The sequence below is a fragment of the Candidatus Rhabdochlamydia sp. T3358 genome, from assembly GCF_901000775.1.
Taxonomy (GTDB): Bacteria; Chlamydiota; Chlamydiia; order Chlamydiales; family Rhabdochlamydiaceae; genus Rhabdochlamydia.
This window is the reverse complement of sequence record NZ_CAAJGQ010000017.1, coordinates 58,628-84,354: the sequence shown is the minus strand read 5'-3', so window position 1 is coordinate 84,354 and position 25,727 is coordinate 58,628. Positions and strand designations below refer to the sequence as shown.

The 25,727-nt window shown below is 36.4% G+C and carries 25 protein-coding genes and 1 tRNA gene; 22 read left to right on the top strand and 4 right to left on the bottom strand.

Annotation, left to right across the window (positions count from 1 at the left end; genetic code table 11):
• Positions 1–14 precede the first annotated feature (14 nt).
• Entirely contained in the window at positions 15–4,679 is a 4,665-nt protein-coding gene (locus RHTP_RS05520) for an RHS repeat-associated core domain-containing protein (protein WP_138107126.1), read from the top strand.
• A 53-nt stretch (positions 4,680–4,732) separates the two neighbouring features.
• Here RHTP_RS05520 and RHTP_RS05515 read toward each other — a convergent pair whose 3' ends face one another.
• Complete coding sequence (locus RHTP_RS05515; protein ID WP_171005751.1) at positions 4,733–5,179, bottom strand: NUDIX hydrolase; 447 nt, start codon at positions 5,177–5,179, stop codon at positions 4,733–4,735.
• 81 nt (positions 5,180–5,260) lie between these two features.
• On the opposite strand from RHTP_RS05515, the gene RHTP_RS05510 reads away from it, so the two are divergent.
• The 5 genes from RHTP_RS05510 to RHTP_RS05490 all read left to right on the top strand — a co-directional run bounded on the left by RHTP_RS05510 (position 5,261) and on the right by RHTP_RS05490 (position 9,770).
• Entirely contained in the window at positions 5,261–6,127 is an 867-nt protein-coding gene (locus RHTP_RS05510; protein ID WP_138107124.1) for a phosphatase PAP2 family protein, read from the top strand.
• Positions 6,120–6,635 carry an HIT family protein gene (locus RHTP_RS05505; RefSeq protein ID WP_138107123.1) on the top strand — a complete coding sequence of 172 codons (516 nt, stop codon included), beginning with the start codon at positions 6,120–6,122 and terminating at the stop codon, positions 6,633–6,635. The genes RHTP_RS05510 and RHTP_RS05505 overlap by 8 nt, the downstream gene beginning before the upstream one ends.
• 98 nt (positions 6,636–6,733) lie before the next feature.
• A complete protein-coding gene (locus tag RHTP_RS05500) occupies positions 6,734–7,351 on the top strand; it encodes a hypothetical protein (RefSeq protein ID WP_138107122.1) in 618 nt (205 codons plus the stop codon).
• Between the two features lie 12 nt (positions 7,352–7,363).
• The gene (locus RHTP_RS05495) at positions 7,364–8,824 is read left to right on the top strand and encodes an FAD-dependent monooxygenase (RefSeq protein ID WP_138107121.1); all 1,461 of its coding nucleotides are present in this window, start codon (positions 7,364–7,366) and stop codon (positions 8,822–8,824) included.
• A gap of 160 nt (positions 8,825–8,984) precedes the next feature.
• Positions 8,985–9,770 carry an aldo/keto reductase gene (locus RHTP_RS05490; protein WP_138107120.1) on the top strand — a complete coding sequence of 262 codons (786 nt, stop codon included), beginning with the start codon at positions 8,985–8,987 and terminating at the stop codon, positions 9,768–9,770.
• A gap of 5 nt (positions 9,771–9,775) precedes the next feature.
• On the opposite strand, the gene pnp is transcribed toward RHTP_RS05490, so the two are convergent.
• Together pnp and rpsO are read right to left on the bottom strand one after the other, a co-directional pair.
• Positions 9,776–11,893: a polyribonucleotide nucleotidyltransferase gene (gene pnp / locus RHTP_RS05485; RefSeq protein ID WP_138107119.1), complete on the bottom strand. Its 2,118-nt coding sequence runs from the start codon at positions 11,891–11,893 to the stop codon at positions 9,776–9,778.
• Positions 11,894–12,167: 274 nt separating this feature from the next.
• The gene (rpsO, locus tag RHTP_RS05480) at positions 12,168–12,443 is read right to left on the bottom strand and encodes a 30S ribosomal protein S15 (RefSeq protein ID WP_138107118.1); all 276 of its coding nucleotides are present in this window, start codon (positions 12,441–12,443) and stop codon (positions 12,168–12,170) included.
• A 244-nt stretch (positions 12,444–12,687) separates the two neighbouring features.
• Between rpsO and tadA the strand changes: the two genes are divergently transcribed.
• From tadA to RHTP_RS05405, 15 genes are all read left to right on the top strand, one after another.
• Entirely contained in the window at positions 12,688–13,161 is a 474-nt protein-coding gene (gene tadA, locus RHTP_RS05475; RefSeq protein WP_256360132.1) for a tRNA adenosine(34) deaminase TadA, read from the top strand.
• Positions 13,145–13,360 (top strand): hypothetical protein, encoded by a 216-nt coding sequence (locus RHTP_RS05470; protein WP_138107116.1) that lies wholly within the window; start codon positions 13,145–13,147, stop codon positions 13,358–13,360. The genes tadA and RHTP_RS05470 overlap by 17 nt, the downstream gene beginning before the upstream one ends.
• Positions 13,361–13,430: 70 nt before the next feature.
• A complete protein-coding gene (locus RHTP_RS05465) occupies positions 13,431–13,757 on the top strand; it encodes a type B 50S ribosomal protein L31 (protein WP_138107115.1) in 327 nt (108 codons plus the stop codon).
• Between the two features lie 25 nt (positions 13,758–13,782).
• Positions 13,783–14,865: a peptide chain release factor 1 gene (prfA, locus tag RHTP_RS05460; protein WP_138107114.1), complete on the top strand. Its 1,083-nt coding sequence runs from the start codon at positions 13,783–13,785 to the stop codon at positions 14,863–14,865.
• Entirely contained in the window at positions 14,862–15,713 is an 852-nt protein-coding gene (gene prmC / locus RHTP_RS05455) for a peptide chain release factor N(5)-glutamine methyltransferase (protein WP_138107113.1), read from the top strand. The genes prfA and prmC overlap by 4 nt, the downstream gene beginning before the upstream one ends.
• 49 nt (positions 15,714–15,762) lie before the next feature.
• A complete protein-coding gene (gene ffh / locus RHTP_RS05450; RefSeq protein WP_138107112.1) occupies positions 15,763–17,106 on the top strand; it encodes a signal recognition particle protein in 1,344 nt (447 codons plus the stop codon).
• A gap of 18 nt (positions 17,107–17,124) precedes the next feature.
• A complete protein-coding gene (gene rpsP, locus RHTP_RS05445; protein WP_138107111.1) occupies positions 17,125–17,460 on the top strand; it encodes a 30S ribosomal protein S16 in 336 nt (111 codons plus the stop codon).
• A gap of 12 nt (positions 17,461–17,472) precedes the next feature.
• Complete coding sequence (trmD, locus tag RHTP_RS05440) at positions 17,473–18,165, top strand: tRNA (guanosine(37)-N1)-methyltransferase TrmD (protein WP_138107110.1); 693 nt, start codon at positions 17,473–17,475, stop codon at positions 18,163–18,165.
• Positions 18,166–18,173: 8 nt separating this feature from the next.
• Positions 18,174–18,530, top strand: a complete 357-nt coding sequence (rplS, locus tag RHTP_RS05435; protein ID WP_502705348.1) for a 50S ribosomal protein L19 — start codon at positions 18,174–18,176, stop codon at positions 18,528–18,530.
• 12 nt (positions 18,531–18,542) lie between these two features.
• Positions 18,543–19,181, top strand: a complete 639-nt coding sequence (rnhB, locus tag RHTP_RS05430) for a ribonuclease HII (RefSeq protein WP_138107108.1) — start codon at positions 18,543–18,545, stop codon at positions 19,179–19,181.
• Between the two features lie 37 nt (positions 19,182–19,218).
• Positions 19,219–20,097 carry a YicC/YloC family endoribonuclease gene (locus RHTP_RS05425; protein WP_138107107.1) on the top strand — a complete coding sequence of 293 codons (879 nt, stop codon included), beginning with the start codon at positions 19,219–19,221 and terminating at the stop codon, positions 20,095–20,097.
• Position 20,098: 1 nt separating this feature from the next.
• Positions 20,099–20,692 (top strand): guanylate kinase, encoded by a 594-nt coding sequence (gmk, locus tag RHTP_RS05420; protein ID WP_171005750.1) that lies wholly within the window; start codon positions 20,099–20,101, stop codon positions 20,690–20,692.
• A 20-nt stretch (positions 20,693–20,712) separates the two neighbouring features.
• Positions 20,713–20,925, top strand: coding sequence for a hypothetical protein (locus RHTP_RS05415; RefSeq protein ID WP_138107105.1), 213 nt, complete (start codon positions 20,713–20,715; stop codon positions 20,923–20,925).
• Between the two features lie 10 nt (positions 20,926–20,935).
• Complete coding sequence (gene metG / locus RHTP_RS05410; RefSeq protein ID WP_138107104.1) at positions 20,936–22,954, top strand: methionine--tRNA ligase; 2,019 nt, start codon at positions 20,936–20,938, stop codon at positions 22,952–22,954.
• Between the two features lie 105 nt (positions 22,955–23,059).
• The gene (locus RHTP_RS05405; protein WP_138107103.1) at positions 23,060–23,362 is read left to right on the top strand and encodes a hypothetical protein; all 303 of its coding nucleotides are present in this window, start codon (positions 23,060–23,062) and stop codon (positions 23,360–23,362) included.
• Between the two features lie 13 nt (positions 23,363–23,375).
• Here RHTP_RS05405 and recD2 read toward each other — a convergent pair whose 3' ends face one another.
• A complete protein-coding gene (gene recD2 / locus RHTP_RS05400; RefSeq protein WP_138107102.1) occupies positions 23,376–25,520 on the bottom strand; it encodes an SF1B family DNA helicase RecD2 in 2,145 nt (714 codons plus the stop codon).
• A 96-nt stretch (positions 25,521–25,616) separates the two neighbouring features.
• On the opposite strand from recD2, the gene RHTP_RS05395 reads away from it, so the two are divergent.
• Positions 25,617–25,688 (top strand) — tRNA-Asn (locus RHTP_RS05395).
• Positions 25,689–25,727: the final 39 nt, after the last annotated feature.

The following is a 25,727-nucleotide window of genomic DNA, read 5'->3' as shown; positions in this document are numbered from 1 at the left end:
TAAAGGAAGAGCTCATGTTTTTTGGAAGATTTTTCGCACTTGCATGTGTAGCTATCTGGCTTTTTTATTCTCAAGTCGATGCAGTAGCTTTTTCTCGTTTTTTTGAGTTTGATCTAGCAGGGAACCTTAAGAAAGTCATTTCAGCTGATAACTGCTATATTGACTACGAATATGACCAGATGCAACAGCTTATTAAAGTTACGGATTCTCAAGGCAAGGTTTTTCGCTATCAGTACGATGTAAGTGGCAATTGTATTCAAGCAGAGGATGAAAATGGGATTATCAATTATGAATATGACCTCTTGAATCGCCTTATTTCTGTTACTTATTCGGGAGTAGCCCCTATTTGCTATTCGTATGATCTTAGAGGGCGCTTGCAGCAGATCATCTATCCCGGTGGAATCCGAGTTTCTTACTCTTATGATGCTGCAGATCGTTTGTTATCTGTGCAGTATCCTCATGGAAAAACACAATATGTTTATGATCAAGAAAGTAATACTCTTTCCAAGATGATCCTTCCAACTGGAATCACAACGGAATATGGATATGATAAGGCTAAAAGGATAACCTCAGTTTTTCATAGCCGTTTTGACAAAACCCTTATTATGGGGTTTCAGTATGTTTTTGATGGAAACGGTAACCGCATTCACATGGAAGAAATCGATGAAAATGGCTCAAGAGGTGTCGATTTTTCTTATGATAAGCTCAATCGGTTAATCAGTATAAAATATCCAGAAGGATATGAGAAATATACATATGATAATTTGGGCAATCGTCTTACAAAAGAGACCCCTTCAGTTTTAATTACGTATGAATATGACAAGAATAATCGATTAATTAAAACAGATGACACGCAATTTTTTTATGATGTTCGCGGTAATCTAGTGAAGAAAGTACGTTTTGATAAAACTATCGAATATACCTACGATATCCATGACAATTTGATTACGTATCAAGATGAGGAATATGATATCAGATATACTTATGATAGTGAAGGCCGTCGTACTTCAAAAAGTATTAATGGTGAAAAAACATTTTATATCAATGATGCACGCTCACCTGTAACACAGGTTCTTATTGAGTCTGCAGAAAAAAAAAGAACAAAGCTTTTTTATATTTATGGCCTCTCAAGGCTTAATCAGATGAGCTCTAAAGGATCTCATTCTTACCTTTATGATTATCCAGATAGAAACGTTGTTGCTTTAGTAGATGAAAAGCAACATCTCTGTAACCGTTATACTTATGAAGCATTTGGCCTTCCAAAGAATTGTCACTCCGCAATTCCCAATCATTTTACCTATGCTGGTGAAGACTATGAAAAGGAAACGGGACTGATTTTTCTCAGAAATCGTTATTATGATCCAGAAATAGGAAGATTTATATCAGCTGATCCAAGTCTGGGAAAATTGACTAACCCACAAAGCTTTAATCCCTATACATATGCTGGAAATAACCCAGTGAATTTTATTGACCCATTGGGCTTACGATCTGCTCGAATCTGTGTTTATCCAGCAAGGACAGGAACAAAACAAGAAAAATCCCTTACTGGGCATGGATTTTGGGTACTAACACAAGATAATGGGGATATGATTACTGTAGGGAGGTATCCTGATGGGCTTCATTATGATGATGAAGTGACACCCAATACTTTTTTTTATGATTGGCCTGCAACCGATAAACAGATACAGGCAATTATGGATGCAACTGAGAAAGGGCCTTATTTAGGTGTGGTTGGTAACTGTATTGATGGCCTAGAGCAAGGTTTAAAGGTTTTAGGGGTTCAACATCCAAGTTTTAGTTTAATGGGGGTTTCCATGCCTACTAAAGCAATCATCTGGTTAGAAAGCTTAATGGGAAAAGATGATTTTAAAAGAGCGATGCAACAAGATCTAAAGTTTATAGCAGATCCTGATAGTTTCAACCCTTCTGTTAGATTCTCTCCTAATGTTATTAAACCTACTTGCCCTTACAGCGCAATTTCTGGCGACCTTGGTGGTGTATCTTTTGATAAAACAGCGCAGCTTATAGGAACTTTTACAGATATCTTGGGCGCAACTTACGATTCCTCTACGGGACAATTGATTTTGATCGGTTCTCAAAATTATTCCTTGCCGCCTATGGATTTTGATGATTTAGCGGTTGCTATACGTTCGGTTTATGGGCTTGGAGGAAAGCCACCACAAGATCCTGGCGTATCAATCGATTGGAATACTGATAATAATAAAAAGATCAAGAAAGGACGCTATGCACATCTTCATCCAATGCCGGTGCGTTATGAAGGAGCAACAGAAGGGACGCGCTTTGGCCAGGTTATGTTCAAGGCAGATAGATTGCTGAAATGTTTGGGTGGTGGAAAAGACAATATCACGGGAAATCTTTTGCAGGTTAATGTGCCTGGCTTCTCTTCTCTTCCTAGTAGGTACTCTGATCCAAATTTCAAAGTAGAGCCAGAGTTATTTAATCGCATGTGGTTTGTTCCAAAGGAGGTTATTCTAATCAAATCTCCTGATGGCAAATCCATTATATTTGATCAAGTGGAAATGGAAGTCTTAACCGAATCTAAAAGAAAAAGCAAACAAAAAAGTAATATTGCAGTAGAGGGCTTTGCACGTCATTTTACAGATCATTTTAATGATTTCTCTAAACAGTATCCGATTTTGTCAGAGCTTAAACAGCTTGGAAAGATCACTGCAATTGTCAAGTGGATAAAAGAAAACGATATTCCTCTCGATCTTTCTTTATTCAACAGTTATGTTCCAAAAAGGATTACTACTCCATTTACTACGCCTACTACTTATTTCGCGTATGCCAGAGGACTACAAATCGGTTGTATATTGGGAGGTGTTATCTATCATTTATCTGAAAGCAATTTTCATGAAACTTTTAGTGATACACCTGGTTTATTGCAAGAAAACGCTATCAATTCAAGGCCTTCAGAAAATGAGATGGAGTGGGATATAGATTACTCATGCGAGGATAGATTAAAAGCGATTGCACATACTATTGAGCGTACGCGCAAAATTGGCAACATTCGAAAAACTTTTATAGACATGTGTTTTCCTCTTCCAGGAGAGTTCTCCTTGAAGCTAGTGCGTTATTATAATTCATTTAATGAGCGCACTTCTGGATTTGGCAAAGGCTGGGAGTTATGTTCATTATCTCTATATTTTCCAAGAAAAAAGATGTATCTTAAGTGGGAAGAAAAAGATATCGCAAAAGAGGTTTTCGCTGAAATTTTCATCTCTGAAGAAGGAAGAGAGTTTCGCTATTTTTTCCAAGGATTAGATATTCACTTGCTACCTGTTTATCGGACAGCTGGTTTAGCAGCTGTCCTTATAGAGCAAGAAAATGGAAGTTTTATTTTGCATAAAGAAGGAGTTAAAATATTTTTTAATGAAAATGGTAAGCTTCTTCAAAAAATCGATAAACAAGGACAAAGTATTGAATATGTCTATGATAATGGTCAATTGATAAAGATGGCTCATTCCAATGGCAAGAAGATTCAATTAGAATATCAAGATGAGCGCATCATATGCATTACTGGTCCTGGAAGAAAAATCATTTACTATCAGTATAACGAAAACGGTCAACTTTATTCAGTGGCGGATCAATTGGGCCCAATGGCTTTTTATGGTTATGATTCAGAAAAAAACCTGAATATAATTTATGATGCTAAAAAGCGAATTACATTTGAAGCCACCTATGATAATTATCACCGAGCTATTACTGTGGCTAATGGAAAGACCGAAATAAATAAGCAGTTTAGCTTGAAAGACCATGCAATGCAGATACAAGGACCAAATAACATAGAAGTATTCAATCAGTATGATTCCAGCTATCGACTATTAAGATCAAAGGACTCTTTAGGTCGCGGCATTGAAATCTTTTATAAAGATGATATATTTGAGCCTACCTTAATTAAAGATAGCTTTGGCTGTGAGGCGAAATATAATTATGATAATAAAGGAAACCTCTGTTCTATCAAAAATAGTGCAGGAATAGAAGAGAAATTTTGGTATGATAGCTCAAATCGATTGGTGGCTGCAATGGATGAAAGGAAAGATGTAAAAATTTATCTTTATGATGAAAAAGGAAGACTTAAATATTTTTTACCATGTGGCGCTTTAAAAAATGAAGATTCTATAACCGGCCAGGCCTCATTTTGTTATGAAATAACTGAAGCAACTGAATATGAGTTTGATGAACAAACAGGAGCAGTCACTGCGATTAAAAAGGCAAACGAATTAGCAAAACTCTTTTCCTATGATACAGAAGGCAGAATATCAGCGATTTCTGATGCATATGGATACAAAATTCAAAGAAAATACGATGATCGATCGAGATTAACTAGTATTGAGGATATAAAAGGAGGCTTTGAATATATTTATAATGAGCGAGACCAAGTTATTAAAGTATCAAGTCCAGTAGGAAACGTCTGTTATGGCTATGATGAAGTGGGTAATTTGATTTGGACAAAAGATGCTAATGGGAACAAAGTTCATTTAGAATATGATGAAAATTATCATCTTATTAAAGTTATCGATGCTGAAAACGGAATAGCACATTATGAATATAATAATTTTCATGGTTTATCACGGATTATTCTGCCTAATGGGTCATCAAAGAGAATTATTTATAACTCTTTAAATCATCCAATTCAGGAAATTGTTGGAGAATGAAAAATTACTTCTCTTTTTCTTAAAACTTAAAGAATCTGTTTTTTGGGGTATATTCATCTATATTCCCAGCCAAACTCATCGTAATAGATTTGGTTTAAAGAATTTGCAATCCCTTTCTGCACATAAGGAATGATTTCCTTAGGAAAGGCGTCTTTGGGAAAGAAGGCGATTTTTTTACATTTTTCTGGCTCTTGATTAAAAAGCTCTCCTTGCCAACTTGAAGCTAAAAAAAATAACTCAATAAATTCTCTTCCATCTGCCCCTAAGCAATGCATTGTGGATGTAAATCTTAACTGCTCGGAAGCAAGATCGATTCCAATTTCCTCTTTTGCTTCACGAATGGTTGCTTCAATTGCGCTTTCTTTTCCATTGAGGGTTCCGGTAACTAAGGAATACAACCCATCTGCATAACCGGTATTTTGACGAAGAGAAAGCAAAATCCTATCTTCTTTTAACAATATCAAATGAACCGTAACGATTAAATGAGTTATACAATCCATATTCATCTTTTAACCTACACCAATAATATTTATAACTATATCATCTTACATAGCCTTTAAAAAATACGAGTAAAAAATGCTATGCTACACTCTTTAGAGCTAGAGCTTATTCGCTTTATTCAACGATTTAGAAATCCTATACTCGATGAGTTTTTTACATGGTTAGATTTATTTGACAGGCCTATATTTTTTCTTATACTTATCCCTGCTGTGTGGCTTATATATGGCTCTAAAATAGGAGCTAGACTGTTTTATCTTTTGATGTCCAGCGCTTTTATCAATCATGCTTTAAAACGGTTATTTTTATTTCCTAGACCTTTTGATCTAGATCCAAGTGTTGGGATTATCTATGTGGATGGTTATGGGTTTCCAAGTGGTGCTGCTCAAACCGTAATTCTTTTATCTGCTTTATTTTTAAGCTCAGGTAGGAGTAATGGGAGATATTTTTTAGTTTTTAGCTATATTTTTCTGGTTTCTTTTTCTCGTGTTTATTTAGGGCTTCATTTTCCTAGTGATATCTTAGGCGGCTTCCTAGTAGGATTGGCTCTTTGGACATTTTATAAGCATGTCTGTCCTTTATTGGAAAATCTACGACCAGGAGTTCTTTTTCTAATCAGTCAGCTTGTGATTATCCCTCTTTTATTTTACGATGCCTCATACATCTTAATTTATATCTGTAACATAGGGATAGCAACAGGTCTTTTAATAAGTTGTTATTGTAAATTACCTTGGCATCCTCCTAGAGGTTATAAGGAGTGTATTTTAAGAACGGGTATAGGAATGTTTGGAGCTTTTTTCTGCTTTGGACTGGGCAGTATCCTTTCTATCTCCTATTCAAAGATCTCTTTTTTTGTGGGGACTTTTCTGCTGGGATTGTGGATCAGCCTAGGAGCTCCTTTCATTTGTTCTAAAATTTTTCGAACTCCAAGGGAAATAAAAAATGCGTAAAATCATCTATTTTCTGATTTTAATTTGCTTAGTAGCGGGATCTATTTTTTTACTAAAAAAACCTGCTCCTTTATCCCAAACTTATTGTGCTTTCTGTGATCCTGCAGTTTTAGCTAGGCAAGCTTTTTACGAGGATAACCTTGTTCTTGCGCTGTATACACATAAACCGATTTTACCTGGCCATTGTCTAATCATTCCTAAAAGACATGTTGAGAGATTTGAAGGGTTATCTAAAGAAGAAGAACTGCAAATGAGTGAGTTGATTAAAAAGGTAAATCAAGCAGCAATGAAGGTGTTTGGAACCTCTGCTTATCTTCTTCTTCAAAAAAATGGTCGTGAAGTGGGTCAAGCAGTTCCTCATGTGCATTTTCATTATGTTCCGCGTAAAGCAGGGGATAGTTCAAGTTTAAAATTTATCCTAAAAATGTATCTAGCTGATCTTCGAGGGCCTATTAGTTCTGCAGAATTGCAAGAGACGGTAGAAAAAATGAAACAGGCTATGGAGTAATTAAATAAGATATATCGATAAGTTTTTTTGATTAAAATATTTGCTAGAACTATAATGACTTCGTTAACTTTTTTTATTCTCAACTTGAAGAGGTCTTTATGATGGTTAGTTCTTGCAAGATAGCTGCTCAACTGCAAGTCTGTCTTCTTTTGAAAACTCCAAAGCTTGAAGCTACGACGGCATACTATACTGCAATAAATTCTCTTATACCTAACAAAGATCCTATACACTCACGGAAAATAAATATAGTAATCCTACCATCTGATACAGCTCAGGCTGGATTTGCCTTTGTAGGAGACAAAGAGGTAAATGAAATCCAAGATCCTGACTCTCGCCCCATTCGTTTTTGTTCAATAACCAGCGGACTTTTAACCCAATCAATTTCTCTTCCTCCAGGTTTAATTGCCATATTGAGATCGCCTTCTATTGAAAAGACTAAAGAATTTTATGCTAGCTATAAGAAATGCCAAGAAGAACAACATGGTAAGGGTCCTAAGCATTATAGTATTGATTGGGTTGGGCCTTTTACAGAAATCTATCCAGAACGGAAGGTTCCTGTAGGAGCAATGGAATTTATTTATCAGGTACCCGATTTGAGTACTATTCTTGAACAAGTAAAAAAACCCCAATTTAACGTAATTTCCTTAGATAGTTTTCAAATCTTAATAAAAGACCCAGATGGACGCCAAATGAAAATCATAGCGGCTTCTAAATAAAGGGTTGTTAATATGACAAGCATTTCAGCGTGTAATCCAAATGAGCTTCCTTTGGCACTAATTGTTGGAGGAGGGCCAGCAGGACTGGTAATGGCGAACCTATTACAGCTATATCAAAACAGGTTTTGTTTAATTGAACAACGAACCTCTTCTTCAGATTTAAGTAAAGCGACCGGGCTGCATAAAAGCACACTCAAGTTGCTGGATAAATTAAATCTGATAGATAAAATTACCGAGAGATCCATCGAATTAAATGGAAATAATCTGTATGTAGAGGGAAAGCTTACTCAAAAGATTGTTTTTGAACAGGGAAGAGATCTTAATGATAAAAATGTTTCAATGCATCAATCTAGTTTGGAAGAGATTCTTCAAAACAATTTGACAAGTTCAAACAAAGATATGAGATGGGGAAAAAAACTTGTTAGTTTTAAGCAAAGTGAAGATTCAGTTACAGCTATTGTTCAAGATGCGGTGACAGGAGCTATGGACTCGATTTCTGCAAGGTTTTTAGTAGCTGCTGATGGTGCAAAGAGCACTGTTCGAAAAGAAATGGGTATTTCGTTTGAAGGGGTAACCACTCCTGAGATTTCCTTCACTTTTGATGCAAAAGTCATTGCTTCATTTCCTACAAAAAATGAGATGGCTATGTATACCACCAAAGAATTAGATCGTTTGGTTGTTGTTCCTTTGCCAGAAGACCTATACAAATTTTCTGGCAAAGTTTCAGATGCTTGGTTTCATAGAGTCAAGTCTTGTGAGGAGCTTACTGCTATAGTACTAGAAAGATCTGGTATTAAAATTGATCCGCAAACAATTGGAGGGGTCAGCTTTTATCATACAGCATCTAAAATCGCTACGTGCATGAATGATAGAAGGGTTTTTCTCATTGGAGATGCCGCACATGTGTTTTTTCCAGCAGGAGGATATGGATTGAACGCGGCTATTGAAGATGCATTTTCCCTTGCTTGGCGTCTAAACTTAAGCTCTAAAAAAATTTTTAACAGCGTAATATTGGATGATTTTTCTAGAGAAAGACTGGAGAATGCCCTACAAATTCAAGCAGATTCAAATCAAAAAAAGGCAGATTCTGAAAAAATAAACTCTTCTGCAGGAGGCCTTGTTAAAGAAATGCAGATTTATAATCAAGCTGCAAACAATTCTTCCTTTGTAAGAGTTGATACAATTTTTTCTATAAATGATGGGTTAAAAGAAAATTCTCGTTTAGTTCAGCAAAACTTGGGATTTTCTTTATTAGTTAACACGACCTCAAAGAAAAATCTCACTGTTTTAGATCAATTTTCAAGGCAAATAGAAGCAGATTCAGGGCTTACTTTTCGAGTAATTCAACTTACAAATGAAGAAACTTTCTTAATACCTGATGAAACCCTGTGTTTGATTAGACCCGATAATTTTGCAAAAATCTTTCCATTAAATCTGGATAGCCTAGACTATTCTAGCAGTCTTTTATGCTAGCTAAGGTTATGACCTCATGAAATTGGGGCAACAACCTTATTGCCCCATTACAAAATCAGGTTAGCTTCCAGCCATCGCTCTTCTACTTCAAAGGAAAGATCTACCTGATAAAATCAAAAAAGTATATTTTTTTGTTAAAAACGTAAGCTAAGGGTTTTTAATGGATAAAAAAGAAAAAGTTCTTTTAATTGGTTTAGGCACATGGGAGTTATCAGGTAGGTCTTGTGTTTCCACGGTGAAAACGGCTTTAGAATTAGGCTATCGTCATATTGACACAGCGCTGATTTATGAAAATCATCGAGATATTGCAAAAGCTATTCATGGATTTAATCGAGAAGAGTTATTCATTACCTCTAAGTTTTTTCTAGATCAAAAAAGCGCTGAAGAAAGCTGTACTTTGGCTCTACAAGAATTAAATTTGGACTATCTAGATTTATTTCTGATTCACTGGCCAGATCGAGAAAAACCCATGGTAAAAGTTCTAAAAGAGATGGAAAAATTGAAAAAACAGGGCAAGGTTCATCATATTGGAGTGAGTAATTTTACCATACATCATCTGCAAGATGTGATAGATAAGGGTATTAAGATTGATTACAACCAAGTGGAGTTCCATCCTTATCTTTACCAAAAAGAGCTGTGGCAATTTTGCCAAAACCATCAGATCGGCTTAATCGCTTATCGTCCTTTAGGTAAGGGAGAGCTTGTTCAAGAGGAAATATTTAAGAAGATAGGGGATAAGTACCGAAAAACACCCGCACAAATTATCTTGAAATGGCTGATTCAAAAAGAAATAGCAGTGGTGGTTAAAGGTTCTTCTAAACAACACCTACAAGAAAATTTTCATGTGTTTGACTTCTTTTTACATCCTGAAGATATGCAAAAGATTAATGAATTAAATCGGAATCAACGGTTTTGTGAAACCGATTATTCCGATTTTAATTATTAAAAAAATTAGCCCCCGCGAGCTGCATCTTTTTGAGGAGTTGGAAGAGTTGCTTTATGACTGAGTTTAACTTGACCACGATCGTTAATGTCTAAAACTTTAACCTCAATGGTATCGCCTAGTTTCACTACGTCTTCTACATGTTGAACTCTATTACAAGAGAGCTCAGAGATGTGACAGAGGCATTCTTTGCCATAAATTTCTACAAAAGCACCAAAATTAACAATGGATACGACTTTACCTTTATAAGTTTTTCCAATCTCTACATCAGTTGTTAGATTGTGAATCATTTCTTTTGCTCTGTTCATCGATTCGCTATTGGTGGATGCAATGCTAACGCGGCCACTATCATCAATATCGATTTGTGCACCGGTTTCTTCAATAATGGCGCGAATTTGCTTACCTGCTGGTCCAATTAATGTTCCAATTTTTGAAGGTTTAATCATAACCGTTTCAATACGAGGAGCGTAGGAGGAAAGATTTTCTTTAGATTTAGGACATGCCTCAAGCATTTTATGTAAAATGTGAAGTCTTCCTTGCTTAGCCTGAGCTAACGCTGCTTGCATAACCTCGATGGTAATCCCTTCTACTTTAATATCGAGTTGGAAAGCGGTTATTCCTTCCATATCTCCTGCAATTTTAAAATCCATATCGCCTAAAGCATCTTCCACTCCAAGAATATCAGAGAGAATAGCAAACCTTGCTTCTTCTAAGATTAACCCCATAGCAATTCCTGCAATAGGTCTTTTAATCGGCACACCTGCATCCATTAAAGCTAGGCAACATCCACAAACAGATGCCATGGAGGAGGATCCATTGGATTCTGTGATATTTGATTCTAAGCGAATAACGTAAGGGAATACATCTATGGAAGGAATGGTTCTTGCTAATGAGCGCTCTGCTAATTTACCGTGGCCAATTTCTCGTCTTCCAGGTGCTCCTAAGCGTCCTACTTCACCGACTGAAAAAGGAGGGAAAAAGTATTGTAAGTAAAAGCGGTTGGAAAGCTCTCCATCTAAATTCTCAGAGCGTTGAGCCATATTTTCTCCGCCAAGCGTACAAACAGATAAGGATTGAGTTTCTCCTCTTGTAAATAAGGCGCTGCCGTGTGTGCGTGGTAAGAAAGAAGGTTTAATATCAATAGCGCGAACTTGATCTGTTCTTCTACCGTCAGCACGTATGTTTTCATCTAAAATCATTTTACGTAGAAGTTCGGCTTGGATTTTTTTGAAAGCGCTTTTAATCTCCACTTCTGTGTATACAAGATCTTTATCAGAAGTGTATTGGGTGAGCATTTCTGTAAATAGTGCTTTAACAGTAGACTCTCTATCTGATTTTTCTTTAATCCTTAATGCGGTATTTAGATGAATACTTGCTTTCTCACGCATGTCATCGATCAAATCTGTAGATAAGAGCTTTAGCTCTCCAAGGTTTTTGGGTTTGCCTATCTGTGTTTGCCACTTAATTAGAGTTTGGCAGATGATTTTAATAGCAGCATGTCCTTTTTCTATGGCTACTAAAACCTGTTCTTCTGTAAGAAAATCTGCGTATCCTTCAATCATTAAGATAGCATCTTCTGTTCCAGCTAGCATTAAATCTAATTTAGAAGATTTCTGTTCTTCCACAGTGGGATTGACGACAAATTTCCCATCAATCATTCCAACACGTACAGCTCCAATGGGTTTAATTAAAGGAATGTCAGAAATGACAAGCGCTGCTGAAGCCGCGCAAATAGCTAAAGGTTCAGGTGCATTTACTCCATCATAGGATAATACATAAGAGAGGACTTGAACTTCATTAAAATATCCCTTTTCAAACAGGGGCCTTAGAGGTCTATCGATTAATCGACTCATAAGCGTTTCTCTTTCTGTAGGACGTCCTTCACGTTTAATAAAGCCGCCTAAAGTTTTTCCTGAAGAAGAGAATTTTTCCTGATAATCTATACGTAAAGGAAGAAAATCTGTTTCTGCAGAAGGTCTAGCTCCTTGACAAGCAGTGCTTAACAAAACGGTTTCTCCACAAGTTAAAAGAACTGCACCATTTGCTTGGCGAGCTACTATACCTGTTTCAAATGTTATAGTTTTTCCTTCAATAGAGACAGTGATTTTCTGATGATCAAATTGCATGAGATGTTATCTCCTTAAATAGTTTTTAGTTGAGCTATTTTAGTTGGAGGATGAATTGACCATTTCTTAAGAAGAGAACTCTTCCTAAGAGATGGGCACTTCATCGATTCGTCAACTAAAATATTACCCTGAAAAGACAAAAGCTTAAGTAAAACTATAGCAAGAAGAAAGATAAGCAACAAGTCAAATACAGAGCATTTAAGCTGTTAAAAAGAAAAAACCGCTAAGCGAAGAGTCCTAGCGGTTAGGGTATAAGCACTCAAGAATTTGCGATTTAAAATTTTTGACGCAAGTTTAGTCGTTTAACTAAACTTTGGTATCGCTGAGTATCAGTAGAATTGAGATAGTCAAGAAGCTTACGCCTCTGTCCAACAAGCTTCATTAAGGTAAGTCTGGAGACAATATCCTTGGACTCACGCTTAAGATGCTCATTAATTTCTGCAATTCTTTCTGAAAGGATAGCAATTTGTACATCTGCCGATCCAGTATCTTTTTCATGCAATTGAAATTTCTTCGTGATCTCTTCTTTGGTACCTTTATCTAAAGACATTATAAAAAATCTCCCGTAAAGATTGAGAGTTAAAACAAATAGGCAAACTTTAAATTGTAAAGCATAGGCCCCATTATAACGCAAACCTTTAATGAGAGCAACAGAAAAGCCTTTTTAAAAAATTGTTTAGCATTCTTTTAAAGCTGCATATTCTTCTATATGTATCGATTTAATAAATTTTTACGTCTAGAATTTTTATAGAAAAACCTTGATATTTGAGTTTCTTAAATGATTTTAGGTTTTTGTGGAAGACGATATTAAATTTATGAAAAAAGCGCTGATAGAAGCCAAAAAGGCCTATAAAAGAGAAGAAGTACCCGTAGGTGCTGTGCTTGTATTAAATGGTCAGATTATTGCCCGGGGTTACAACCAGACAGAAGGTAGATCAGATCCAACTCAGCATGCGGAAATCATTTGTTTGCAAAAAGCTTCAAAAAAACTCAAAAATTGGCGTCTTTTGCAGGCCACTCTTTATTCTACTTTAGAGCCTTGTTCTATGTGTGCTGGAGCCTTATTACAAGCTCGTGTTGCTCGTCTTGTATGGGGAGCACCTGATAAACGCTGTGGAGCAAATGGAAGCTTTGTAAACCTATTTTCTTTAAAACATCCTTTTCACCAAATTGTGATAACCTCTGGTGTTTTAGAGCAAGAGTGCTCAGAAATTATGATTCATTTTTTTAAACAGAGAAGAGAGGAGAATCATGGAAAGTGTTTTTGATGATTTAATTGGATTTCAAAAAAAAAGATTACTTACCTGCGCGCAAAGAATTATTCCTGGGATTATCGAAGATGATCTGCTGCAACCCAACGATTTTCCCAGTCTTGAGCTGCATCCTCATTTTCGATATGAAGAAGGTGTGCTTGAGGGGTTGTTAACAGCTCGTATGGCCTACTTATCTTTAGCTAAGAGCTCTTAAATTCTTGTTTTTAAATGAAAAAGCGATTAAATTACATGATCAAAACCTATTTTTCTTTTAAGGAGTTATTATGAAAAAGAAAGGACACCCTCTCTATCAGGAAGTCTTATTTGTTGATTCTGCAACTGGATTTTCCTTCGTTTGCGGTAGTACTCTGCAGACAAAGGAAAGACAAGTCTATGAGGGAAAAGAATATCCTGTATATAGAGCGCCTATTACTTCTGCATCTCACCCGTTTTTTACAAAAGACAAAAAATTGGTTGATTCTGAGGGAAGAGTAGGTAAGTTTGTTAACCGATATGCTAAGAAAGTAAAGCCAAAGCAAGTAGAAAATATAGAGATCGATGAGACTAAGGTCAGCAAAAAAGCCAGTCCTAAAAAAACAAAAAAAACGTAAAACTAAAAAGGTCATTAGGTAGCACATGCAAGAGCAGATACGTAAGCTTCTTTTTCGGTTTGAACAAATAGAAGAATTGCTGGCTCAAGCAGATGTGCTCTCTGATCAAAAGCGTTATCAAGAGCTTGCTCAGGAACACTCCTATCTATCAGATGTGAAAGATAAGTGGCTGCTTTGTGAAGAGCTGCAAAGGCAAATAGAAGAAAATCAAAGCTTATTAAAAGAAGAGAAAGATCCTGTTTTTGCAGATTTTATTCGACAAGAAATAGTAGAATTAGAAAAAAAAATCTCTGTTTCTACTTCTGATTTAAATCATTTATTGATTCCTCCTGATCCTCTTGATAGTCGTAATGTTATTTTAGAAATGCGAGCTGGTACAGGAGGTGATGAAGCAGCTATTTTTGTCGGAGACTGTGTTAGAATGTATAAATTATATGCAGATTCTAAAGGTTGGAAGCATGAGCTTTTATCTTGTACTCCTTCCGAGATGGGTGGTTTTAAGGAATATTTTATGGTTCTTTCTGGCCATAATGCATACAGATGTTTGCAGTATGAGGCAGGAACTCATCGTGTTCAGAGAGTTCCTAAAACCGAAGCGCAGGGGCGAGTGCACACATCAGCTGTTACTGTTGCGATTTTAGTTGAGCCGGATGAAAACGAAAAAATTATTTTAGATGAAAAAGATCTTAAAATCGATACCTATCGAGCTTCAGGAGCTGGTGGCCAGCATGTAAATACCACAGATTCGGCTGTGCGCATTACCCATATTCCAACTGGGCTTGTTACCTCTTGTCAAGAAGAGCGTAGCCAGCATAAAAATAAAGATAAAGCAAAACGCCTCTTAGTGGCTAAACTTGCAGAAAGAAAAAAACAGAAAGCAGAATCGGAAATGGCTTCCCTTCGAGCCTCTCAAGTGGGAACAGGAGATCGTTCAGGAAGGATTCGCACATACAATTTTCCTCAAAATCGCGTAACAGATCATCGTATCGATTTAACCCTTTATAAACTTAATTTGATTATGGAAGGAGATCTTGATGAGATTGTTAGCGCTTTAATTGCTTATTTTTACCAGAAAAAACTCGAGAGTGTTGGAAATCAATTTTCATGAGATCTTTAGGTGAAGTTTTGCAAATAGCCACACAATTTTTACAACAAAAAGAAATTGTGCAATCTAGGCGCTCTGCAGAAGACCTTTTAGCTTTTGTATTAAAAAAATCTCGACTAGATCTTTATCTGCAATTTGATTTGCCCCTGGAAGAAAAGGAACTGGAGCATTTTCGCTCCTTGATTAAGCGCTTATCTTTAAAAGAGCCTATAGAATATATTTTAGGTAAGATTGAGTTTTATAACTGTCTTTTTTCTTTGAATCCTTCTGTTTTAATTCCTCGTCCAGAAACAGAAATTTTGTTAGATCATATTTGCCAAAAAATTGAAAAGGAAGAAAAAAAACCGCAAACTGCCTGGGATATTTGTACAGGATCCGGCTGTTTAGGTATTGGTCTAAAAAAAAGATTTTCATTTATAGATGTAACTCTTTCAGATATTTGTCCTGATGCTTTAGATGTAGCTCATTTAAATGCCAAGCAAAACCAAGTAGAAGTAGAGGTTTTATCAGGGGATTTGCTAAAGCCGTTTGAAGGAAAAAAAGCAGACCTTGTCATTTGTAATCCTCCTTACGTTTCTTTATCTGAATATGACGCATTAGATCTTAGCGTAAAAGGGTTTGAGCCAAAACAAGCTCTTGTGGCAGAAGAGGATGGACTGTTGTTTTATCGTCTTTTGAGTCAGCAACTACCCTTATTTTTACATAAAGGGGCGAAAGTTTATTTAGAAATAGGAGCTACGCAAGGGCAACAAATAAAAAAAATATTTGATTGCCCATGTTGGGTACGGGTTTTTATAGAAAAAGACTTGAGTGGTCATGATCGTTTCTTTTTCCTTGAATTTGAATCTTAATCTGCTTATCCTAAAAGGCAGTATTTTTTTGTTGTAATGGTAATAGGACATGTTTGATTCGCTAACCCAAAAGTTTCAAGGGATTGTTGCTTCTCTAAAAGGAAAAAAAACCTTAACAGAAGATAATGTAACCGATGCCGTAAGGCAGGTGAGAATGGCTCTTTTGGATGCAGATGTAAACTATTCTGTTGCAGGGAACTTCGTTAAAAGGATCCAAGAAAAAGCTCTTGGAAAAGACATGCTTAAAGCAGTCTCCGCTAGTGAGCAATTTATTAAGCTTGTACATGATGAGCTTGTTTTGTTTATGGGACAGCAAGAAAATCCCCTTGCATTGCAAGAAAAACTAACAGTTATCATGCTATGTGGGCTCCAAGGTTCTGGCAAAACAACACAATGTGCAAAATTAGCTTATTACCTAAAGAAAAAATACACCAATAAGAAGATTCTTTTAGCTGCCTGTGACCTGCAAAGACCAGCTGCAGTGCAGCAGCTTAAAAAACTTGCAACTGCAATAGAAATACCGGTTGTTGCTTTACATCAAGAAATAGATCCTATTAAAGTAGCAAAAGCTGCAAAAGAAAAAGCTATTTCAGAAGGATTTGATGTTCTAATCATTGATACAGCGGGAAGATTGCATATCGATGAAGAATTAATGCAGCAGCTTATAGAAATTAAGCAAGTTGTTAAACCACAGGAAATACTTTTTGTAGCAAGTGCAGCTACTGGACAAGATGCTGTGAAAACAGCTCTGGAGTTTGATAAGCACGTACAGATTACTGGAACCATCTTAACTATGTTAGATGGTAGTTCGCGGGCAGGAGCTGCTATTTCCATTCAAGAGGTAACAAAAAAGCCTTTAAAATTTGAAGGGGTTGGAGAAAAAGTTAGCGATTTACAGCTCTTTAATCCTCATTCTATGGCAGACCGAATCTTAGGAATGGGAGATGTAATTAATTTTGTACGTAGAGCCGAAGAGGTCACAACCAAAGAAGAAGCAGAAGCTCTAGAAAAAAAGATGTTAAAAGGATCTTTTACCTATGCTGATCTTTTAAAGCAAATGAAGCTGATCAATAGTATGGGTCCTCTTAAGAGCTTATTAAAAATGTTTCCAGGTGGGGCAGATCTTGCGAATATGGATTTTGATGAAAAAGAGTTTGTTCGTCGATCTGCGATTATTTCTTCTATGACAGAAAAAGAACGTTTGGAAAAAGTAGAATTAGTGCCTAGTCGCAGAAGAAGAATTGCGGATGGGAGTGGAAATTCTATCGATGAAGTGAACCGCATGATTAAAGAACATAAAAGATTAAAGCAGATCTTTAAAGGCATGCCAAGTTTACAACAAAAAATGGCAAAAAATAAAATCCCATCTCCTTTTAAAGGGTGGAAGTTTTAAAGAATAAAAAGGAATCTTATGGCATTAAAAATTCGTTTTAGACAACAAGGATCTGCAAATAGGCGAACATTTCGTCTAGTGTTAGCAGACGGAAGAGAAAGACGCGATGGCAAATATATTGAGAAATTTGGTTGGTATGATCCTTCCAAAGCAACAAATGACTGCCTATTAGATGAGACAAGAATTAAGTATTGGATCGATCAGGGAGCACAGTTTACCCCTGATGCGGAAGCTTTAGTTGCGCGTGCTCTTCCTGAATTAATGCGGGAAATTCGTTTGAAAGAACAAAACCGTCTTGTTAAACAAGCTAAGAAAAGAAGAGCTAGAAAAAAACAACCTGTACCAACTGCTTAAAATTTTCCTAATATGCAGATTGATATTCTCTCTCTTTTTCCTGAGTATTTTGAAGGACCTTTTAAAGTAAGTATTTTGAAAAAAGCTCAGGAAAAAGGGCTTGTAAATATCAGCCTTATAAATATTCGCGATTTTGGTGAAGGTAGGTGGAAAAAAGTAGATGATCGTCCTTATGGTGGTGGCCCTGGAATGGTTTTAATGCCAGGTCCTGTAACTAAGGCGGTTCGCAGTGTAAAAAAAGAAAACACGCATGTGATTTACCTCTCTCCTCAAGGGAAGTTATTAGATGTAAAAACCTGTCAAAGGTTAGCTGCGTATCCTCACTTAGTTTGTATCTGTGGACATTATGAAGGTATTGATCAGAGAGTGATTGAAACGCAAGTAGATGAAGAAATTAGCATTGGAAATTATATTCTTACCAATGGCTGCTTAGCATCTATTGTTCTTGTAGATGCAGTTGCACGATTTATCCCTGGTGTTTTAGGAAATGAAGACTCTTTGTTAGATGAATCATTCCAAGAAGATGGAGTTTGCGAAGGGCCATGCTATACAAGACCTGAGGTGTTTGAAGGAAAATGTGTGCCTAAAGTTCTTTTGAGTGGTAACCACGCTGAAGCTCGAAAATGGAAGGAAAAGGTAAGAAAGAAACAAGGTGCTCTAGGCGGATTAAGTAATAATTATTTAGTTGAAAAGGAAATACAATGATTCAAGATATGTTAATACAGTCAATTGATGAAGATCAGCTAAAAACAGATCTTCCTGTGTTTTGTGTAGGTGATACAGTTCGTGTGCACCAGCGTATTATAGAAGGAGAGAAAGAAAGAGTTCAGGTATTTGAAGGAATTGTAATAGCCCGTAAAGGAGCAGGTATTTCAGAAACGTTTACTCTTTATCGATATTCTTCAAGTGGAATTGAAAGAGTATTTCTCTTGCATAGTCCGCGAATCAATAAAATTGAAGTGATGAAAAAAGGTAGCGTGCGTAGAGCGAAGTTATATAATTTCCGCGGCAAATCGGGCAAGGCAATAAAAGTAAAAGAACGCATATATAAAGCTCCAGTTAAAAGCTAAAGGTTTCCCTTTATGCTTCTTCAAAGCGAATATAACCGACTTGAGAGAATGACAGAGTATGAGCGTGCTTTGTATAAACAAGGGTACGCTCGGCTAGCAGGGATTGATGAAGCAGGAAGAGGTCCTCTAGCAGGGCCCGTTGTAGCTGCTGCTTGTGTTTTACCCAAAGATATTCTTGTTTGCGGAGTCAATGATAGCAAAAAGCTAACAGCTGCTGAGAGATCTGCTATTTTTGCAGCACTTATCAAACTCGATGGTATTGATTATGCAATGGGAATAGTTTCAGCAAAGATCATTGATCGTATAAATATTCTGCAGGCTACATTTGAAGCAATGAGAATTGCACTAGCTGGTTTAAAAGCTTCCGCTGATTATCTTTTAGTTGATGGGAATCAGTTTATACCCAAAGTTTTAATACCCGGTAAAGCTATTATTAAAGGGGATGCTAGCTCGCAGTCCATTGCAGCAGCCTCTATTTTAGCAAAAAAAACGCGAGATGACCTAATGCAAGACTATCATAAGCAATGGCCTGAATATGGGTTCTCGCAGCATAAAGGGTATCCAACAAAAAAACACTTAGAAGCGCTTAAACATTTTGGGCCTTGTCCTATTCATCGTTTAAGCTTTGCTCCGCTAAAAGTCCAAACATAGTTGCTTTCTATCAAAGAATTTTACATAATAGCGTTCCATGATTAAGAGTATGACGGCTTATAGCCGATGCAGCAAAACCACCTCTGATGGGCGCTATACATTAGAGCTTCATTCAGTTAATCGCAAAATCATTGATTTTGCCATATACTTGCCTAAAGATCTTTTGCAATTTGATGTAGATTTACGTAAATGGTTAGCTCAAGAGTTAGAGCGTGGACAAATCACTGTACGTCTTTTAGTGCAACAAGATAGTATAAATTCAGATAGTAATTATATTTTGCAATTAAAGAAATCTAAGGGAAAATGGGAGAATATTTCTCATGAATTAGGATACGACCCAGATAAAGCCATTGATTTTTCTTTTATGGTTTCTCACTTTTCTCCACCCATTTGCTTTAATCAAGCAGAAGAAGAAAAGATTAAAGCATTTTTATTTGAACTAATGCAAGAGGGTTTAAAGCAGCTATTAAAAATGAAGTGCGAAGAAGGTAAAGCCATTGAGGTTGACCTACAAAATCGACTTAAGAGCATAGAAGAGGCTTTGCAAAAAATCCATCAAAAAAAAGAGCTACCTATAGAGAGATACCGTAAGAGAATTTTGAGGGTTTTGGAAACCCATCAGGCAAATTCTCCTGATTTAATGGAAAAAGCTGCTAGAGAAGTAGCTATTTTTGCTGAAAAAATGGATATTGCAGAAGAGCTTATGCGTTTGCATACCCATATTATTCATTTTCGTAACTATTTAGTCTCTTCAGAAAAAGCAGTTGGTAAGATACTAGAATTTTTGATACAGGAAATGCAAAGAGAGATCAATACTTTAGGTAGTAAAGCAAGCGATAGTGAAATCATACCTTTAGTAATTTATATAAAAAGCGAGTTAGAAAAAATGAAAGAACAAATTCAAAATATTGAATAACATGTCACAGTCTGTGTTATCAAATTTTTTAACTGGGTTTGTATTTGTTTTAAGTGCTCCAGCTGGAACAGGAAAGACTACTCTTGTACGGATGCTATCTAAGGAGTTTGACTCTATCGTAGAAAGTATTTCTTATACAACGCGTCCTCCTCGCTCTAGTGAGATAGATGGAAAGGATTATTTTTTTATTTCTGAAAAAGAATTTGAATCCAAAATAAAAGAGGGAGATTTCCTTGAATATGCAAAAGTCTTCGGGTATAATTACGGCACTTCCTGTGAATATGTAAATTCTCAGCAAAAAAGAGGCAAACACGTCTTCTTAGTGATTGACACACAAGGGGCAATGCAGCTAAAAGAAAAGAACTTTGCTGCCATTTACATTTTCTTAAGTCCTCCTTCACTTGAAGTACTGGAATCTAGACTCTTAAAGCGTAAGACAGAAAATAAAAAAACTCTGGCTCGAAGGTTGTCCTGGGCAGAGCAAGAATTAAAAAAAATTAGTTATTATGACTACCATATTGTAAATGATTCCTTGAAGCATGCTTATGCTGTTTTACGCAGTATTATCATCGCAGAGGAGCATCGTGTACGCTAACTTTCAACTTAAGGTTTTTTATGCCACCGCTGTCTAAACATCCTCTTACAAATGAGTATTTACGAGGATTATTTAAAAGTAATTTTGAATTAGCTAATCAAGTCATTGAATTAGCTCGTTTTTATATCCGTTCTGGTAGAGAAGTAAATTTAACAAAGCTACTTGATGAAATTAAACGTAATCCTCAAAAGGATTATATTGAAGTACTAAGACAACTGGATTCTGAAGAATAATTACCATTTCATGTCTCAAAAAATTTTAATTACATCGGCGCTTCCCTATGCAAATGGACCTTTGCATTTTGGCCATATTGCAGGAGCATACCTTCCTGCTGATTGCTATGCCAGGTTTATGCGCCTTTGTGGTCATGATGTTCTCTATGTTTGTGGATCAGATGAGTATGGGATTGCAATCACTTTAAGTGCAGAGCTAGCTAAACATAGCCCTCAAGAACATGTAGATTTATTTCATGAAATCAATCAGCGTTTGTTTGCTCAATTAAACTTTTCTTTTGATCATTATTCCCGTACGACTTGGCCAAAACATAAAGAAACCACGCAGCAATTTTTCTTGGATTTATTACATAATGGCTATATTGAAGAGAGAACAACAAATCAGCTTTATTCAGAAAAAGAGGGCAAATTTCTAGCAGATCGCTACGTAATGGGGACTTGTCCTAAATGTCAGTTTTCTCAAGCAAGAGGAGATGAGTGTCAACGATGTGGTGCAAATTATGAAGCAACAGATCTTATACAGCCGGTTTCTAAGATTTCTGGCTTGCCTCTTGTATTAAAACCTACTACTCATTGGTTTTTGCGGTTTGATCTTTTTAAACAAAAATTATCTGACTGGCTCATTTCCAAGAATTGGAAACCTAATGTTTTGCATTTTGCAAGTTCTTATGCAGAAGATTTAAAGATGCGCTCTATTACTCGTGATATGGATTGGGGAGTGCCTGTCCCTTTACCTAATGCTCAAGGGAAAGTGTTCTATGTCTGGTTTGATGCTCCTATTGGCTATATTTCAGCTACCAAAGAATGGGCAGAGAATCAAGGAGAACCCGAAAAATGGAAAAAATATTGGTTTGATCCTACAACAAAGCTTGTGCAATTTATTGGCAAAGATAATATCCCTTTTCACGCTTTATTTTTTCCTGCAATGATTATGGGACAAAATCAACCTTATAAACTTGTTGATGAGCTTCCTGCCAATGAGTTTTATAATTTGGAAGGAAAACAATTTAGTAAGTCAGATGGTTGGTATATTGACCTGGAGTCTTTTTTTTCCTCTTTTTCAGCAGATCAGATTCGTTATACAATTGCTGCAAATGCACCAGAAACCCAAGATAGCGAGTTTACTTGGAAAGATTTTCAAATGCGCTGCAATGTAGAGCTTTTGGGTAAATATGGAAATCTAGTAAATAGAGTGCTTGTATTTACTAAAGAGAAACTTTCTGCTAAAGTTCCTCCTAGATTAGAGCTGGCGGAAGAAGACCAATTGTTTTTGGATAGGATCAAAAACATAGTCAGCCAAACAGAAACAGCTTATGCCTCTTTTCATTTAAGAAAAGCCTCACAACTTATCATGGAATTAGCACAAGCGGGTAATGTGTACTTTGATTTGAAAAAACCTTGGATTTTAGCTCGCAGTCAATCTACTTTTTCACAAATGCAAACAACTGTTTCCTGTTGTCTTGAGTGTCTTAAAGCCTTAGCGCTCATTTCTTGCCCTATTGTTCCCCAAAGCGCACAAAAGATTTTCTCGATGCTTGGATTTAAAGATTCCTTGGAAAAAGCCAATTGGTATCAGGTTTTAGAATCAACCATTGCTGTAGGTACAGCTTTGCCCGATCCTAAGATTTTATTTAGTAAAGTAGAGGATGAAACTATTGTGGAACAACAGAAAAAACTTTCTCATGCTCTAGAAAAACCCCAGAATATAGAGATTTCTATTGATGATGTGCGCAAATTAGATTTACGAGTAGCGCAGATCATAGCCGTAGAAAGGGTTCCTAAAAGTAAAAAACTGTTAAAGCTTTCCTTAGATTTAGGAACTGAAAAAAGACAAATTGTTTCTGGAATTGGTGAAAAAATAACAGATTTAACCTCTTTAATTGGTAAAAAAATAGTGATCATTGCCAATCTAAAGCCCACTAAAATCATGGGGATTGAAAGCCAAGGTATGTTATTTGCTGCGGATGCAGAACAAGGGCCTGAGCCTTTAGAAGTATCTTTAGCTGCTATTGGTGCAAAAATTAGCTAGTTTATAGCGTATTAGCATAAGGTGGCGTTTTAAAAAAATTGACTAAAAAATGTTTAGATGCCAACCTTTTCTTCCATAAGAAAATGGAACCTCAGGAGGTTGTATATGTTAAACCCAATAAAAGCATTTAACTATGTGAATTCTACTATCCAAAGTGTTACAGGGTATTCTTTTTCTCCTTCTAATTTGCATAAAAACATCAACAAAATAGCTCTTCCAGCTATTGCTTTAGTAACTGGAATGTACGTTGTGAGTGCAGAAGACCTTTCTAAAAGCTCTCTTGCAGGATGTTGTTGTAGTTATGACGATTGTATATCTTTTTGTGCAGAAGGTTGCCTTAAATATAATGAGAATTTTTTTCATGAACTTGGCAAATGCGTGCGAATTTGCGTAACACATTTTCCTTGAAAATTATCTAGCTTTAAGTTTGCACAAACTTTTGGATAGCCTGTTTTAACCCTGTGTGGCGTTTTAGGACATTTTCATTTTTTACAGCAATGGCCAACGCTTTTTTTGTACCTACGAAAATCACCCGTTTCCTACCACGCGTAAGGCCTGTATATAATAAATTGCGATAAAGCATCTTAAAATGAGATGTGTGTACAGGAATAATTACACAAGGGCATTCACTACCTTGATATTTGTGAATAGATACTGCATAAGCTAAAATTAGCTCATCGATTTCTGTAAAGTCGTAAGAGATGACCTTCAAATCAAAGACCACTTTAAGCGTTTGTTCCGTAAGATCCATTTCTGTAATTTTCCCCACATCTCCATTATAAACCTCTTTTTCGTAATTATTACGGATTTGCATGACTTTATCTCCTACTTGAAAGGAGCGTCCCATACGATGTAGCGCTGTAGGAGAGGGGTTGAGTTTTTGTTGTAGAACAACGTTTAGATTTTCACTGCCAATCAGGCCTCTTTTCATAGGGGATAATACTTGAATATCATCAAAACGATGAAAGCGATATACTTTGGGTAATTGGTTTACAATCAGATTTACAATAGTATCAATGACCTCTTGCGGCTCTTCTTTTTCTATAAATTGAAAATCGCTGCGTGGATGATAGGAAATATCAGGAAATTGTCCTTGATTGATCCTATGTGCGTTAGTGACAATTAAAGAGCCTTCTGCTTGACGAAAGATCTTTTTTAATTCTGTTACAGAGATCCTTTCTGAAGCAATCAGGTCTTTAAGTACATTTCCTGGACCAACACTGGGTAATTGATCGATATCTCCAATAAGAATGACTCTTGCATCATCAGGAACAGCTTTGAGCAAGTTATACATGAGTTGAGTATCTATCATGCTTGCTTCATCAATAATCAGTAAATCACAGCAAATAGGGTTTTCTTTGTTGCGTTTGAACTTTCCTATTTTAAAATCCATTTCCAGAAGACTATGAATAGTAGATGCTTTTTTCCCAGTAATTTCACTCATTCTCTTAGCAGCTCTTCCTGTAGGAGCTGCTAAAATAATCTGATTTGCAATCCTCTCAGTGATTGTTAGTATCGCTTTAGTAATGGTGCTTTTTCCTGTTCCTGGGCCACCTGTTATGATAAGAGCTTTTGCTTTAAGTCCACAAGCTACCGCTGTTAATTGTTCTTCTGCTAAATCGATTAAGAGTTTTTGCTGGACCCAGGTTAGGGCTTTATCTAACTGTACTTCACGTATTCGACAAGGATGCTGCGTTAAACGCATCATTTCTCGAGCAATTCCTATTTCCATTAAAAAAAGGGGCTTTATCCATATCATCTGTTCTTCTTTAACAATTTCTTCTAATTGGATGAGCGAAGAAATGCCTTCTGTAATCAGATCTTTAGAAACCTCTAACTTTTCTTCTACTTTAGGAGCTAAGTCCTGGATGGGGTAGCATACATGTCCCTCTTGACTTAGCTCCCATAGAGTATGTTCGATCCCTGCACAAATTCTCTCTTTAGCATCCTTTGCAATTCCTAATCCTTGCGCGATTAAATCTGCTGTTTTAAAGCCAACACCGTGAATATCTTTAGCTAAACGAAAGGGATTAGAGCGTACTTTTTCAATACTTTGAGCGCCATACATTCTAAAAATCTTTTGTGCAAAAGAAGGGCTAACATTGTGGCCCCTTAGAAAAATCATCACATCTCTAATAGCTTGTTGTTCATGCCAACAAGTTTTAATTTTTTCGACTCTTTTCTCACCAATGCCGGCTACTTCTAATAAACGATCAGGCTTTTGATCAATCACATCTAGTGTATTTAGCCCAAAGAGTTTGACTATGCGTTCTGCATAAACAGGACCAATTCCTTTAATCATTCCTGATTCTAAATACTTTTGAATTCCTAGTAAATCTGAAGGGGCTTGTGATTCAAAAGCTTTTACTTCAAATTGTTGTCCATGTTCAGGATGAATACGCCAAATACCTTTGCAGCGAAGGGTTTCCCCTGGCTGGACAGAGGGCATGATCCCTACAATGCAAGTCAATTCTTTTTTTTTAGGTTCCTTCAAGCGAGCTACAGTGAACCCTTTTTCTTCTTCTGCAAAAACAATTGTATCGATAAAGCCGTAGATCTCTTCCATGGTCACTCCTAAAAAGATTAAGTTTACATTTTTTTATCAGAAACGCAAAGCTATTATTGCTCTAAAATACAACTCTTTATAGAATGGTCCTTCTGTTCCGGGTTAGCTCAGCGGTAGAGCAGTAGACTGTTAATCTATTGGTCGCAAGTTCGAATCTTGCACCCGGAGATCTCTTTTATAGCTAAAAAAATGCTTTAAGTCTTCTAT